Source organism: Dokdonella sp. (assembly GCF_044227025.1).
GTDB lineage: Bacteria > Pseudomonadota > Gammaproteobacteria > Xanthomonadales > Rhodanobacteraceae > Dokdonella_A.
Map to the genome: position 1 here is coordinate 1 of NZ_JBGAFX010000007.1, position 13,914 is coordinate 13,914.

General features: G+C 66.4%; 12 protein-coding genes and 1 riboswitch. Of the genes, 1 reads left to right on the plus strand and 11 read right to left on the minus strand.

Annotation, left to right across the window (positions count from 1 at the left end):
* Window positions 1-142: 142 nt before the first annotated feature.
* From ACILRJ_RS15730 to ACILRJ_RS15740, 3 genes are all read right to left on the minus strand, one after another.
* Window positions 143-694 (minus strand): YdeI/OmpD-associated family protein, encoded by a 552-nt coding sequence (locus tag ACILRJ_RS15730; RefSeq protein WP_395684155.1) that lies wholly within the window; start codon window positions 692-694, stop codon window positions 143-145.
* Between the two features lie 78 nt (window positions 695-772).
* The gene (gene ahcY / locus ACILRJ_RS15735; protein ID WP_395684156.1) at window positions 773-2,206 is read right to left on the minus strand and encodes an adenosylhomocysteinase; all 1,434 of its coding nucleotides are present in this window, start codon (window positions 2,204-2,206) and stop codon (window positions 773-775) included.
* Between the two features lie 63 nt (window positions 2,207-2,269).
* Window positions 2,270-2,356, minus strand: a riboswitch (S-adenosyl-L-homocysteine riboswitch).
* Window positions 2,357-2,405: 49 nt separating this feature from the next.
* Entirely contained in the window at window positions 2,406-2,777 is a 372-nt protein-coding gene (locus tag ACILRJ_RS15740) for a hypothetical protein (protein WP_395684157.1), read from the minus strand.
* Between the two features lie 157 nt (window positions 2,778-2,934).
* On the opposite strand from ACILRJ_RS15740, the gene ACILRJ_RS15745 reads away from it, so the two are divergent.
* Complete coding sequence (locus ACILRJ_RS15745; RefSeq protein ID WP_395684158.1) at window positions 2,935-4,332, plus strand: TolB family protein; 1,398 nt, start codon at window positions 2,935-2,937, stop codon at window positions 4,330-4,332.
* Between the two features lie 97 nt (window positions 4,333-4,429).
* Here the strand turns inward: ACILRJ_RS15745 and ACILRJ_RS15750 are convergent, their stop codons facing one another.
* From ACILRJ_RS15750 to ACILRJ_RS15785, 8 genes are all read right to left on the minus strand, one after another.
* Window positions 4,430-7,381, minus strand: a complete 2,952-nt coding sequence (locus tag ACILRJ_RS15750) for a hypothetical protein (protein WP_395684159.1) — start codon at window positions 7,379-7,381, stop codon at window positions 4,430-4,432.
* Between the two features lie 86 nt (window positions 7,382-7,467).
* Window positions 7,468-8,505, minus strand: a complete 1,038-nt coding sequence (locus ACILRJ_RS15755; protein ID WP_395684160.1) for a hypothetical protein — start codon at window positions 8,503-8,505, stop codon at window positions 7,468-7,470.
* Window positions 8,506-8,648: 143 nt separating this feature from the next.
* Entirely contained in the window at window positions 8,649-9,848 is a 1,200-nt protein-coding gene (gene metK / locus ACILRJ_RS15760) for a methionine adenosyltransferase (RefSeq protein ID WP_395684161.1), read from the minus strand.
* A gap of 105 nt (window positions 9,849-9,953) precedes the next feature.
* Window positions 9,954-10,340, minus strand: a complete 387-nt coding sequence (locus ACILRJ_RS15765) for a VOC family protein (protein WP_395684162.1) — start codon at window positions 10,338-10,340, stop codon at window positions 9,954-9,956.
* Window positions 10,341-10,360: 20 nt separating this feature from the next.
* Window positions 10,361-10,828 (minus strand): cytidine deaminase, encoded by a 468-nt coding sequence (locus tag ACILRJ_RS15770; protein WP_395684163.1) that lies wholly within the window; start codon window positions 10,826-10,828, stop codon window positions 10,361-10,363.
* Window positions 10,825-12,258 (minus strand): dihydrolipoamide acetyltransferase family protein, encoded by a 1,434-nt coding sequence (locus ACILRJ_RS15775; protein WP_395684164.1) that lies wholly within the window; start codon window positions 12,256-12,258, stop codon window positions 10,825-10,827. Before ACILRJ_RS15775 ends, ACILRJ_RS15770 begins: the two co-directional genes overlap by 4 nt.
* Before the next feature lie 37 nt (window positions 12,259-12,295).
* The gene (locus ACILRJ_RS15780; RefSeq protein ID WP_395684165.1) at window positions 12,296-12,652 is read right to left on the minus strand and encodes a DUF1304 domain-containing protein; all 357 of its coding nucleotides are present in this window, start codon (window positions 12,650-12,652) and stop codon (window positions 12,296-12,298) included.
* A 257-nt stretch (window positions 12,653-12,909) separates the two neighbouring features.
* Window positions 12,910-13,890, minus strand: a complete 981-nt coding sequence (locus ACILRJ_RS15785; RefSeq protein WP_395684166.1) for an alpha-ketoacid dehydrogenase subunit beta — start codon at window positions 13,888-13,890, stop codon at window positions 12,910-12,912.
* Window positions 13,891-13,914: the final 24 nt, after the last annotated feature.

The following is a 13,914-nucleotide window of genomic DNA, read 5'->3' on the forward strand; positions in this document are numbered from 1 at the left end:
GCCTACGGCAGTTGGGCAAGTGCGCCAAAGTCGCCATTACCGCCTGCATGCGTGTCTTGCTCGTCCGACTCAACGCCATGGTGCGCGACAAGGTCGAATGGAAAATGCCTGTGACTGGGTGAAGACAGTTGCTCCCACAGCCTCAATCCGCGGCCTTCGGGGCGCCCATGTTGCCCTTGCTGTACATGCCGGAACGATCGAAGCAGCAGGCGCGGCGATTGCCGCAGGCGAGCTTGTCGCAGGCGACGTCGATGCGCTTCGCGCGCGTCTCGGCCTTCTTGCCGGAAGTGATCCAGTGGATCCAGTCGCGTCGTGCGACGGCGGTGATGTCCTTCCAGGTCGCGCGCGCTTCGGGATTGGCAACAAGTGCCGAACGCAAGTCCGTCGGCACCTTTGGCTCGGGCTCCTCGGCGACCGGCGCGATCTCGAGTTCGACCGTTGCGCCGACTTCGGCGCCGGCCGCATCGCGCAACTTCTTCTCCACCTTGAGCCAGTGGCTGCCCGCGCCGTCCGGTTCCAGCGTTGCCTGGAACAGCGCGCCGTCGAGCGTGCCGTCGACCGTGACCATGCTGCGTGTCGGCAGTTTCGCACTCGCGGCCTTCGGCAGCACGAGGAACGACCACGCCGCGTTCTTCGGTTCCGCGGGCCTTTGCAGTTTTGCTTCGAAGCGGATCTTGCCGGAATCTTTGCTCATCGTGAAACGATAGCACCGACGAAACAGAACAGGCGCCTCGCGGCGCCCGTTCCGTTCAAATCATGACCGGCGAGGCGATCAATAGCGGTAGTGGTCCGGCTTGTACGGCCCGTTCACGTCGACGCCGAGATACGCGGCCTGGTCGGCGGTCAGCGTGGTCAGCTTCACGCCGATTTTTTCCAGATGCAGGCGTGCGACTTCTTCATCGAGCTTCTTCGGCAGGATGTATACCTTCGCCTCGTACTTGTCCTTGTTCGCCCACAGATCGATCTGCGCTAGCGTCTGGTTCGAGAACGAATTCGACATCACGAAGCTCGGGTGGCCGGTGGCGCAGCCGAGATTGACGAGGCGACCTTCGGCGAGCAGGAAGATCGCGCGACCATCCTTGAACACGTACTTGTCGACCTGCGGCTTGATGTTGATCTTGGTCACGCCAGCCAGTGCGTTCAGCGCGTCGACCTGGATCTCGTTGTCGAAGTGGCCGATATTGCAGACGATCGCCTGGTCCTTCATCGCCTGCATGTGGGCAAGCGTGAGCACGTCCTTGTTGCCGGTGGTGGTGACGTAGATGTCGCCGCGTCCGAGCGTCGACTCGACCGTGTTGACCTCGAAGCCTTCCATTGCCGCCTGCAGCGCGTTGATCGGGTCGATCTCGGTCACGACGACGCGCGCGCCGTACGCGCGCAAGGAATGCGCCGAACCCTTGCCGACGTCGCCGTAGCCGCACACGACCGCAACCTTGCCGGCGAGCATGACGTCCATCGCACGCTTCAGGCCGTCCGCGAGCGATTCACGGCAGCCGTAGAGGTTGTCGAACTTGCTCTTGGTGACCGAGTCGTTGACGTTGATCGCGGGCACCAGCAGCTTGCCGGCTTCGACCATCTGGTAGAGGCGATGCACGCCGGTCGTCGTTTCTTCCGACACGCCCTTCCAGTCCTTGACCACGTTGGTCCAGAAACCCGGGCGTTCCTTGGCGACGCGTTTGAGCAGGTTCTTGATGATCTGCTCTTCGTGCGACGAGGACGGTTCGTCGACCCACTTCGAACCCTTTTCCAGTTCGTAACCCTTGTGGATCAGCAAGGTCACATCGCCGCCGTCATCGACGACCAGCTCGGGTCCCTTGCCGCCCGGGAACGTGACCGCGTCGAGCGTGCAGTCCCAGTATTCCTCCAGCGACTCGCCCTTCCACGCGAACACCGGGGTGCCGGTCCTGGCGATCGCGGCGGCGGCGTGGTCCTGGGTCGAGAAGATGTTGCACGACGCCCAGCGCACGTCGGCGCCGATGTCCTTGAGCGTTTCGATCAGCACCGCGGTCTGGATCGTCATGTGCAGCGAGCCGGTCACGCGCACGCCCTTGAGCGGCTTGGCGGACGAATACTTCTTGCGGATCGACATCAGGCCCGGCATTTCCTGCTCGGCGATGTCCAGTTCCTTGCGGCCCCAGTCGGCCAGCGAGATGTCGGCGACCTTGTAGTCACCTTCGCTGGAGAAGGTTCGAAGTTGTGCGTTCATGTTGATGCTCCGGTTCGGGATCGAATCCGGCGCGGTGCCGTTGCCGGTTGCGCAGGTCGATCGAGGGTCCGGGCGCCGTTGGAAATAATGGCTCTGCCGAGCCTGGGTTCGTCAACGCGATGCGGACGACATGCAGCGCCCCTCGGCAGAGCAGCCGATTATATCGCGACTTTTGCGGGCCTGCCTCCCGCCCGGTCGATCACGCCTGGGCGGGGACGAACGGGTCCAGATGGAAGACATGCTCTCCGCCGGCGTCCGAACCGGTGGTGACGACGATGCCGATGCCATCGGCCACGGTCGCGTAGCGACCCTCGAAGCCGAGGCGCACGTTGACAATGCCGGTCCGACCGAGCGGGATGTTCACGATCTTGAAGTCCTTTTCCTGACCGTCATCCCACACCGCCACGCGCAGCTGGTCCGTGCCGTCACCGCGGTCGACCGCGCCGGTGACCTTGCCGCGCACGAGAACCTCGACCCGCGATACGCCTGCGGCGGTCACGCTCTGCGTCCCGCTGACGCTCCAGTCCGCGGGCGATGCTGCATCGGTCGGCGCTCTTGCTTCATTCGACATGATCGTGTCCCCTCGTCGCCGCGCGACCGGCGAAGCCTTGGCCATGTCCGCGGTCAGGGTGACGGTAGCCCCATCCTCGTGCGCTGGCAATCCGCCGCGTTGGGGGATTCGACCCACTTCCGCGTAGGAGAGAGCAACCCCTCACTCGGAGTCCGCCATGCACGTCGCATCCGCCGCTCGGCCGCTGGCCTCGGCCCTGATCCTCGCAGGTCTGGTTGGCCTGTCGGGCCAAGCCCGTGCCGACTTCATCTACGCACGTCTGGTGCCTGGAGTCGGCATCCAGCCGAATGGCGCGTCGCGCACCGTCGACGTATCGTCCGGCGGGCGCACCGTGGTTTTCGCGAGCAATGCGAACAATTGGGTCGGCGACACCTACAACGGTACCCGCGCGATCGCCGTCGATCTCGACACCGGCGTGATCGAGGCGCTGTCCGCGCAGGGCAGCAGCGTTTTCCGCGGCGAATCCCCGGTTGTATCGGGCGACGGACGCTATGTGGCGTTCCTGACCTACAACAACACCACCTTCGGGCCGAACTGGCAGGCGTTGCGCAAGGATCGCCAGACCGGTGCGCTGGAACTGGCCAGCGCGACGGCCGCCGGGCAGCCGGCCAGCAGTGGCACCGAGGACAACACGATCTCCATCTCTGCCGATGGCCGCTACGTCGCCTTCCAGGCCGTTGCGAACATGACCGGCCTCGCCGGCGGCGGTGCCGCACCGAGCGGCAGCTCGGGAGAAATCTACGTCAAGGACATGACTACCGGGCAGGTGAAGATGGCCTCGGTCCCTGCGGGTGGCAACTGTGCGCTGGAGCGGCGTGCACTGTCCGGCAATGGACGCTACGTCGCGATGCTCTGCAGCAGCGCGATGGTAGCCGGCGCCAGCGGCGGGCAGGCTTATGTGCGCGACCTCGTCGCGAACACGACCGAGCTGGTCAGCCGCAGCGCATCCGCCCCGAACGGATCGAGCGCGTTCGCATATCGGCCGGCGATTTCGCCCAGCGGCCGCTTTGTCAGTTTCCAGAACCGGGGCTACGGTGGTCTTGGCTACGCGAACGGCGTCGACAGCGCCGGCAACAGCGGTGTCTATCTGCGTGATCGCCAGACCGGTATGACGACCGCTATTCCGCGCCCCGCGCTGCTGCCCTCTGGTTCCTACGACAGTTGCGCCCTGTCGGCCGTCTCCGACGTCGGCAGCGTAGTGTTCCATTGCAACTACAACTGGGTCGGGCCCGGCGCGTATGCGCAGGTGTTCCTGTTCGTGCCGGGCGCCGGGGCACCCGAGCTGATCAGTGGAACGATCGGCGGCCAGCCCGGCAACGCGCAGGCGGGCGACTCGCTCGGCGTGAATGCCTCGGGCCTGTCGATGGCGTGGGACTCGAGCGCCAGCAACGTCGATCCCGACGACACCAACGGCGTGGCGGACATCTTCGTGCTGGTCGACGAGTCGGTGCTTTCGGACACGATCTTCGCCAACGGGTTCGACACCGCGCCGGTGCTGCGGCAAGCAGCGGGATTGCGTGCCATGGCGATCGCGTCCGGCACCCGCGGCGACTGATCCGGTCCGCACCACCATCCGGTGGTGCGGCAACTGTGCAAAAAGAACGGGCCGCTTGCGCGGCCCGTTCCCTTTTTATGTTGTCGCGAGTGCGACCTTACTGGCAGACGTCGACCTTGAAGTTGTCGATCACGAAGCCGTTCGGCGCTGGTGCGACGGTGTTGCCGTCGGAGACCATGCGGAAACGCAACTTCATGTTCTGGCCGGCAAAGCTGCCCATGTCGACCACCGCGCGCGTCGGCACCGAATTGCCGGCCGGGCCCGGATAGCACCAACTCATCAGGTTGCCGAGTGCGGTGTCGTTCGATGCGGCACCGTTGTACGGGTCAGTCAGCATGTGCGTTCCGTCGAGGTAGCTGAACGTCGTGCCGTTGTTGCTCGCTTCCAACACACCCTGATCCCAGCATGCGCCCGGGCCATTGTTCTCGCCCTTGTGGTAGGCGTCGTAGGAGGCGAACACCGCGGCGGCGCCAGCGGGAATCGCGATCGACGGCGTGGTCAGGATGCGATCGCTCGATACTGCGTTGTCCGGCACCTTCCAGACGATCGTGCTCATGCCGGTGCCGGCCGGCGGTGCTGCCTGCGTCCAGCCGACGCTGCCGCTGCCGGCCGCGACCCAGCCGTTGGCGCCGGTTTCAAACGCGTCCTGGTAGACCGTGGTGGCGGTAGTGCCGGCCGGGCAGGTGCCCGGCACGCCGGTCGTGAACGAGAACGTCGCCGACACCGGGCCGTCGCCGCAGTAGTTGTGCGGCGTCACGCGCCAGTAGTACTGCGTGGTCGGACTCAGGAGCCTGTCGACTGTCCAGTTCGTGGTCGTCACGGTCTTGGTCGCGACGATGTTGGTGAAGGCTGCGTCGGTGGCGACGTCGACGGTGTAGCTGAGCGCATCCGGCGGCAGCAGGAGCGGTGGCAACGCGCTGCCGTCGAAGCCGTCGCCGAAGATGCGATCGGTGCTGACGAGGCCCCAGTTGAGGGTCGGGTAGACGTTCACGCCGGTGGCGACGTCGACCGGCGTGACCAGTTGCACCTGGCTCGGGCCGATCGCCGATACGCCGAGTTGCAGTGCGATCGAGCGCGCAAGGCTGCCGCTGGTGCCAGTGACGTCGATCGTGTACTCGCCGGTGGCGGCGGCAATGCCGCCGGCGAGCGTCAGCGTGCTGCTGCCGGGCGCGGCGACCGGGTTGGGCGTGAACTGCGCCGTGGCGCCAGCCGGCAATCCGGTCGCGGCCAGCGACACGTTGCCGGTGAAGCCGTTCACGACGCCGATGCTCAGCGCGTAGGCCGGATCGCTGGTCGCGGTCGCGCCGCACATCTCGACGCGCTTGGGCGTGGTCGTGGTCAGCGCATAGTTCGGATCGCCGCAGCCGGCGAACTTGAACGAGCACACGCGCGTGTGCCAGCTGCTGCCCGCGGTTGCCGGGTAGTACTCGCTGGTGAAATAGAACGTGCACTGGTCGACCGGATCGACGCTCATCGACGAGTAGTCGCCCCAGCGGTTCGAGGTGCTGGTCTGCGAGCCGTTCGCGATCAGGTCGGTGCAATTCGTCTCGTCGCGCATGGTGCCGCTCGGGTCGTCCAGCGTGCGGCCGGTGAACTCGATTTGCGGATGCGTTGCGCCGCTCGACTTGGAGAAGCCGAGGCCGATGTTGCCGCTGCCGTCGATCGCGATGCCGCCCATCCAGCGGTTTTCAGCGTCGGGCGAGTAGGTGCTTTCGTCGACGAGTATCTTGTCGAGGGGCGTCGGCGTGGCCGGATTGGCGCCGTGGTCGTCGAGGTTGAAATGCACCCAGTTGACCGCGGCCTGGCCCTGGTCGGCGAGCACCGCATGATTGATGACCAGCGAGATGTTGGTCGGCGCGCCGGGCGGGAATGCGCGCGCATTGGCGCGATACATCACGTGCGTGCCGAACGAGTCGAGCCCGCTGGCAGTGCCCTGCTGCGGTACCTCGCCACCATACGGCGCGAAAGGCGTGCCGGCGATGTGGGTCGGCGTCGCGGAGAGCGTGCTGTTCCCCGGCGTGGCCCAGTTCAGGCACAGGTCCCAGAACAGGTAGCCGTCGTTGTTGGTGGTGTCGTAGTGCACGAATGACGGGCAGGCGTTGTTCGGTGCCGCCAGTTGGCCGATGAGGTTGACCGGCTCGATGCCGTAGGCATCGTTGCCGCCGAAGCGGATCACCGCCGCGCCCGGGTCGCCGGTCAGCATCTTGTCGCGTTCCATTGCGATGAATGCGGCGCCCGCAAAATTGTTGCCGTTGAACTCGTGGGTGGTCAGGAGATAGGCATCCTGCGTGCCGGTGCCATCGGTCCACACCGCCATCTTCGGGTAGTCGCCGAAGTTCGGCCACTGGAATTCGTAGCGGTTGTAGGTTCCGAACGGATTGCTGGAGGTCGACACCGCGACGCACTGCGCGAAAGGCGCGTTGGTCGTGAACTGGCTCATGACCCAGCGCTGCGCGCGCGGATCCCACAACGCGATCGGATCACCCGCGTTGGTCGTCTCGCACTGGCCACCGAAGCCGACGAAGAACGAATTGCCCTGCACCGGTGCAGGCGTCGCGGGGTCTGGCAAGCCGGTGGTCTTGTTGAACGCCTGCCAAGCCGAGTTCACCCACTGGATGTAGTGCGCGTCGCTGACATCGCCATTCGTGTCCGGCGGCAGGCATCCACAACCAGATGTCACCACGCTGATCGCCTCGAAACCGAGGTCAAGCGCGGGAGCCGGAACGTTGGTGCTCGCGCCCTGCAGGCTGCGGCGCGCCGCCTCCGGCATCTTCGTTGGCGTACCGGTGAGCTTGAGCAGGATGTTCGGGATCGCGTACGGCTCTTCCTCCGTGCCCATCGGCTGCGGCGGCGGCAGGTTGCGCAGGATGTCGCGCATCGGCGCCGAAACGTCGTGGCGGATCGCATGCATGACACGAGGTCCGGCATTGTCCGGTGCCACCGGATGCGTGGACGATGCGCGGTCGTTGCCGCCGGCCGGAGCCGAGGCGGCGAACGCGAGAGACACGGCCGCGCCAAGCGCGACCGACAAGGAACGACGTGGAATCATGAACGGCAACTCCCCAACCAGAACCGCGACGGCGAATCGATGGCTCCGCACAGCGGAGGCCGTCGCCCCGCGGTGGAGATTGACGATCAGCCGGTTCCGTCCTTCCGCGCCGTGGACCCGGCGTCGAGGCGGTCGAGGCGGCGCAGATGATCGTTGAGGAACTTGCGGGTCTTCTCCGGCAGCTTCGGATCGGCCAGCGCTTGCTGGATGGCCGATCGCGCAAGCGCGGGAGAGTGCCGCCACAACATCAGGTTCGACTTCTCGGCGAGAAGGGGATTCGAACTCCAGACCCAGCGCTTCAACGCCTCCGGGGAGTTGTCCGTACCCTGCTTGTCGAGCAGTTCGAGTGCCGCGAGGACCAGTCCGTCTAGGTCTCCAGCCGCGAAAGCATATCCGTCCACGGGCGTGTCCGCCACTATCCGGCGCGCGGCGTCGGCCCACCATTCGCCGAAATCCGCCGGGCGCGTCGCGGCGGCGACCAGCAGGGTGGTTCGCACCCCCGGCGACGTCGCCGCATCGCGCACGGCCTTTTCGATCGCCGCCTGGCCGCCGTCCTCGCGCAGGCGTTCGCCGAATTCGGGCTCCTGCGCGAATTCGCCGGCGGCAAGGACCTGCAGCGCGCGATCCTTGCCGGCGAGCGCCTTGAGCAGCAGGTCGAACAGGTGCCGCGATTCGCGGCCGTGTTCGCTGCGCCCCGCGGCGAGGATCGCGCGCGCTTCCGGCGTGTCGCGGAACAGTGCGGGCTCAAGTCCGATGCTGGCAATCAGGGCCGCGCCATCCGGATTGACGACCAGACTCGTTGGCCGGCGCGGATCGGGGCGCAGGTTCGTGTAGCCGAAGACATATCGCTCACCGATGCGCACGTCGGCGAGGATATCCGCCGGCACACGCACGTCGATCAGCTCGGGCGGTTTCGGTTTGCCGCCGAGCACGTCCTTGCGCTTGAACACCAGGCGCCCGGCCGGATTGATCTCCACCAGCGGGCCGGCGACGAGCAGGTTGCCGGGCGCATACAGCAATTCCAGCGGCGGTTCGACGCGTTCGGCGCTTGCCGACCCTGCGCAGGCGGCGAGCGCGAGTGTGAAGAGCCGGAGGTGGGTACGAAGCAGGCGTGCGATGCGCATGGAACGAGCTCGGGCGAGTGGAGCGTCGAGCTTTTACACCGCAGCGCGGAGTTTTGACAGGCCGCCATGCCGGATGCATGAAAAGGGCCGCACGAAGGCGGCCCGATTCATTTGCGATCCTCCCTGATCACGCTGAGCACGAACTATCTGAGGCCGGCGGCCTTGCGCAGTTCCGCGGCCTTGTCGGTCTTCTCCCACGAGAACGCGGTGAACTTCTCGCCGTTGGCGAGCTTCGTTTCCTGCGGTGTGCGACCGAAGTGGCCGTAGCTGGCGGTGGCCTGGTACATCGGATGCACGAGGTCGAGCATCTTGATGATGCCGTACGGGCGCAGGTCGAAGTGGTTGCGGATCAGCTTCTCGATCTTGCCGTCGTCGATCTTGCCGGTGCCGAACGTGGTCACCGAGATCGAGGTCGGATGCGCGACGCCGATCGCATACGACACCTGCACCTCGCAACGGTCGGCGATGCCGGCAGCGACGATATTCTTGGCGACATAACGCGCCGCATACGCAGCCGAGCGGTCGACCTTGGACGGATCCTTGCCCGAGAACGCGCCGCCGCCATGGCGCGCCCAGCCACCGTAGGTGTCGACGATGATCTTGCGGCCGGTCAGGCCGCAGTCGCCCACCGGTCCGCCGATGACGAACTTGCCGGTCGGGTTGATGTGGAACTTGGTGCCCTTGTGCAGCCACTTCTTCGGCAGCACCGGATCGATGATGTGCGTGCGCACGGCTTCGACCAGGTCCTTCTGCTTGACCGACGGATCGTGCTGAGTCGACAGCACCACGGCGTCGATCGCGGTCGCCTTGCCGTTCTCGTAGCGCAGCGTGACCTGGCTCTTCGCGTCCGGGCGCAGCCACGGCAGCGGCGAGTTCTTCTTCTTGCGGATCTTCGCCTGCTGTTCGACCAGGCGATGCGACAGGTGGATCGCCGCCGGCATGAAGCTGTCGGTCTCGTTGGTCGCGTAGCCGAACATCAGGCCTTGGTCGCCCGCGCCCTGGTCTTCCGGGTTCTTGCGGTCGACGCCCTGGTTGATGTCGGGCGACTGCTTGCCGATCAGGTTGAGCACGCCACAGGTGGCGCCGTCGAAGCCGACGTCGGAGCTGTCGTAGCCGATGTCGAGGATGACCTTGCGCGTGAGCGCTTCGAGGTCGATCCACGCGCTGGTGGTGACTTCGCCTGCGACGATCGCGACACCGGTCTTGACCATCGTCTCGCAAGCCACGCGCGCGCGCTTGTCCTGCGCGAGGATCGCGTCGAGCACTGCGTCGGAGATCTGGTCGGCGACCTTGTCCGGATGGCCTTCGGAGACCGATTCGGAGGTGAACAGGTAGTTGCTCATCGCGGCAAATATCCTTCTATACGGATGTATGGATTTAACGGGCGCGCATCATACATGGCGCGGGTTTCGTTTGCAGTATGCGCGCTGAACGAGCTCGCCGCCTCGTCATGCGGGCCACGCGTTGAGGTGCGGCCCGAACCGGGCGCGCTGGCGCCTCACCACGCAGAAGCGATGCCCGGTCGGCGCCTGCATGACCCACCAGCGGCCGTGGCAGAACGCGATGCGCGTCGCGCCAAGCGCTTCCAGCCGCGCGACCTCGGTGTCGATGTCGTCGGTCTCGATGTCGAGGTGCACGCGCGATTCGTGCGCGACCCGCTGCAGCAGGATGATCGGTTCGTCGTCCGCCGTTTGCAGTTCCGCGTAGCGACCGTCGCCGTCCTGGTCGACGCTTGCGATCGGCTTGCCGAGCGCGCGGCTCCAGAATTCCGCAGCCGGCGCCAAGTCGTCGACCCGGCAGTCCAGAACGAGCGTGCACAGGCGGCTGTGGTGCATGGTGTTCTCCGCTCGTTCGATCAGCGCCAGGGACTGCGTCGCCGTGCGTCACCCGTGTCGAGAACGAATGCGCCCGGCAACAGTGCCGCCGTCGACGTCTCGCGCACGGCGTCGCCCGCGCCGGCGACGAGGAACACGCGCATCCGCCGCAACGGGTCGCATTCGTGCAGCACCTGGCGGCAGGCGCCGCACGGCGCGACCGGTTCGTCGGTGTCGGCGACGACCGCCAGCGCGAGCGGCTCGCCGCGACCTTGCGCGACCGCTGCGAACAGCGCGTTGCGCTCGGCGCAGATCGTCAGGCCGTAGACGTCGGACTCGACGTTGCAGCCCCCGACGAAGCGTTCGCCGCGACCGTCGTCGAACAGCAGCGCGGCGCCGACGTGGAAGTCCGAGTGTGGCGCGTAGGCGCGCAGGCGTGCGGTTTCCGCGGCGGCGATAAGGCCGGGGAATTCCGCCTCGACGGCGGCGCGCGTGGTCGCCGCCTTCATTGCGCCAGCGCGAGGTCGTCGAGCATCACCTTGAGGAAGCGCGCGGCTTCGCCGCCGGTGGCGGCGCGATGGTCGAAGGTCAGCGACAGCGGAATCACGCGGTGCGATTCGAAGCCGCCCATGACGGGCGTCATCTGGTGGCGACCCTTGCCGGCGGCGATGATCGCGACGCACGGCGGCACCACCACCGGCGTGGCGTAGCGGCCCGCGAAAACGCCGAAATTCGACAACGAGATCGTGTAGCCGGAGAGCTCGGTCGACGGGATCGAACGCTCCTCGACCTGCGCGCGCAGGCGGTTCACCGCCGCGCGCACGCCGATCGCGTCGAGCATGTCCGCATTGCGCAAGGCAGGCACGAACAGGCCGTCGTCGGTATCGACCGCGATGCCGATGTCGACGTGCGGATGCATCGTGCGCGTGAGGTTGTCGCCGTCGAACCACGCGTTCAGCGCCGGCACGGCCTTGCACGCGCGCACGATCGCGCGCACGAGGCGGCCGGTGATGTCGTTGCCGGGCAGCCAGGCATGGATGTCGGCGTCGTCGCAGAGCGTGGTCGGCACGACCGCGGCGTGCGCGGCCGCCATCACGCGCGCCATGTTGCGGCGCACGCCCTTGAGTTGTTCCGGCTGGCCGGTTGCCGAGACCGTCGGCGGTGTCGTGCGCATCGGCTTGCCCGCGGCCGACAGCGTCGTGCGTTGCTGCGCAGTCGTCCCCGTCGGCGCGGCTTCAGCCGCGGCGTTTTTCGAACCCGGCCTGTCGACTGCGGCTGAAGTCGCTCCCACGGGAGCTGTGCCGATCCTTGCGGTCCCCGCCGCGGCCGCGGATTTCACATCCTGCAGGGTCACCACGGAGCCAGCGCCACTCGGCGTGACGCGCGCGAGATCGACACCGAGCTTCTTCGCGAGTGCCCGCACCGCCGGCACCGCTTTCACGCCGCCGACACTGGTCGCCTGTTCCGCATGCACGCGGTCGCTCGATTGCATCGCACCGACGACGGTGCCTTCGTCGGCGCGCGGCGCCTTGCCGCCGCTCACGATTTCGCCGCCTTCGTCGGAGGCGACTACGCCCTTGTGGTCGGGCGCTTCGCTGCCGGCGCCTTTCGTCGGCGCGTCCGTTGCTGCGGTTTTCGGGGGCGGCGCGTGGTGGTGGCCGGTTGATTCGGCTTCCGCGCGCTGCGGCAGTTTCGGATCGAGTTCGAATTCCGCGAGCGCGGCGCCGGTCACGATGATGTCACCCGCGTCGCCGTGCACCTTGACCAGCTTGCCGGAAAACGGCGATGGCACTTCGACCACCGCCTTCGCGGTTTCCATCGACACCATCGGTTCGTCGAGCTTCACGGTGCCGCCGACCTGGACCAGCCATTCGACGATCGTCGCGTCGGGCAGGCCTTCGCCGAGGTCGGGGAGATAGAACGTCTTGATGTCGGCCATGATCGATCCGTGGGTTGCGTAACGCGGAGCAGCGCGCTCAGGGGAAATGCAGCAGGACGAGCGCGGCCAACGCCGGCAACGCCTGCACGTAGAGGATCCTGCGGCTGACCGTCCACGCGCCGTACAGGCCGGCGACGATCACGCACGACAGGAAGAACAGCTTGATGTGGAAGCCTCCGGCACCCGCGGCGAGGCCCCAGACGAGACCCGCGGCGAGAAACCCGTTGTAGAGCCCCTGGTTCGCCGCGAGCGCCTTCGACGCCTGCGCGAACTCCGGCGTGGTGCGGAACACGCGTCGCCCGGTCGGCGTGGTCCACAGGAACATCTCGAGCACGAGGAAGTAGACATGCAGCAGGGCGACGATGCCGACGAGGACGTTCGCGATCGTGGTCATGCGTGCGGTCTCGATTGATGGAGGATGAAGATCTGATTGACGAGCAGGGTGACGGCAAGGACGACTACAGGATACGCAAGCCACCAGCAGGACAACACGTTCGCCGAGACGGAGCATGTGGCAGATCGGTTGAGACAATTCGCCAAGTGCCAAGTCGTCAGAGGCAGTATCCCGAGATAGGCAATGCCATAGCACAGGGCATTGACTATGCAGAACATTGCCAGGAGCCCTGCGGCGTAGATCATCGGTATTCCAAGTCAGCTCACAGCGAGCGTGCGCTTGGCCGCACTGACGATGCGATCGACGCTCGGCAGGTATTTCATCTCGAGACGGTAGAGCGGGATATGCGTGTCGTAACCGGTCACGCGCTCGACCGGCGCGACGAGGTCGTACATCGCGTGCTCGGCCAGGCGCGCGGCGATCTCGGCGCCGAAACCCGCAGTGCGCGGCGCCTCGTGCACGATCACGCAGCGTCCGGTCTTGCGCACCGATTCGTGGATGGTGTCGAAGTCGAGCGGCTTGAGCGTCGCGACGTCGATGACTTCGGCGCTGATGCCTTCGCCCGCGAGCGCGTCGGCCGCTTCGAGCGTTTCCTTCACCTGCGCCCCCCAGGTCACGAGCGTCACGTCGCTGCCGTCGCGCAACACGAAACAGACGTCGAGCGGCAGTGCTTCGCCGTCATCGGCGACTTCTTCCTTGTACTGGCGGTAGATGCGCTTCGGTTCGAAGAAGATCACCGGATCCGGATCGCGGATCGCGGCGAGCAGCAGGCCGTAGGCGCGACCCGGCGACGAGGGCAGCACCACGCGCAGGCCGGGAATGTTCGTGAACAGGTGCTCGTTTGCCTCGGAATGGTGTTCCGGCGCGCGGATGCCGCCGCCCCACGGCGCGCGGAACACGGCCGGACAGGTCATGCGTCCACGCGTGCGCGTGCGCAGGCGCGCCGCGTGGCATGCGATGTGTTCCATCATCGGATAGATGAAGCCTTCGAACTGTGCTTCGGCGATCGGCTTCATGCCTTGTGCGGCGAGGCCGACGGTGAGGCCGGCGATGGTCAGCTCGTCGAGCGGCGTGTCGATGACGCGCTCGCTGCCGAAGGTCTGTTGCAGTCCCTGTGTCGCGCGGAACACGCCGCCGTTGACGCCGACGTCCTCGCCGAGCACGACCACGCTCGGGTCGTGCTTCATCTCGTAGGCGAGCGCCTGGGTCACTGCTTCGATGAGGGTTATCTGTGCCATTTGGGTTACCTGTGCGCTCGTCCA

What these genes read in the sequence shown, in the direction of transcription:
- ACILRJ_RS15730 (WP_395684155.1), bottom strand. Translation starts at nt 694, where the DNA reads ATGAGCAAAGATTCCGGCAAGATCCGCTTCGAAGCAAAACTGCAAAGG.
- ahcY (WP_395684156.1), bottom strand. Translation starts at nt 2,206, where the DNA reads ATGAACGCACAACTTCGAACCTTCTCCAGCGAAGGTGACTACAAGGTC.
- ACILRJ_RS15740 (WP_395684157.1), bottom strand. Translation starts at nt 2,777, where the DNA reads ATGTCGAATGAAGCAAGAGCGCCGACCGATGCAGCATCGCCCGCGGAC.
- ACILRJ_RS15745 (WP_395684158.1), top strand. Translation starts at nt 2,935, where the DNA reads ATGCACGTCGCATCCGCCGCTCGGCCGCTGGCCTCGGCCCTGATCCTC.
- ACILRJ_RS15750 (WP_395684159.1), bottom strand. Translation starts at nt 7,381, where the DNA reads ATGATTCCACGTCGTTCCTTGTCGGTCGCGCTTGGCGCGGCCGTGTCT.
- ACILRJ_RS15755 (WP_395684160.1), bottom strand. Translation starts at nt 8,505, where the DNA reads ATGCGCATCGCACGCCTGCTTCGTACCCACCTCCGGCTCTTCACACTC.
- metK (WP_395684161.1), bottom strand. Translation starts at nt 9,848, where the DNA reads ATGAGCAACTACCTGTTCACCTCCGAATCGGTCTCCGAAGGCCATCCG.
- ACILRJ_RS15765 (WP_395684162.1), bottom strand. Translation starts at nt 10,340, where the DNA reads ATGCACCACAGCCGCCTGTGCACGCTCGTTCTGGACTGCCGGGTCGAC.
- ACILRJ_RS15770 (WP_395684163.1), bottom strand. Translation starts at nt 10,828, where the DNA reads ATGAAGGCGGCGACCACGCGCGCCGCCGTCGAGGCGGAATTCCCCGGC.
- ACILRJ_RS15775 (WP_395684164.1), bottom strand. Translation starts at nt 12,258, where the DNA reads ATGGCCGACATCAAGACGTTCTATCTCCCCGACCTCGGCGAAGGCCTG.
- ACILRJ_RS15780 (WP_395684165.1), bottom strand. Translation starts at nt 12,652, where the DNA reads ATGACCACGATCGCGAACGTCCTCGTCGGCATCGTCGCCCTGCTGCAT.
- ACILRJ_RS15785 (WP_395684166.1), bottom strand. Translation starts at nt 13,890, where the DNA reads ATGGCACAGATAACCCTCATCGAAGCAGTGACCCAGGCGCTCGCCTAC.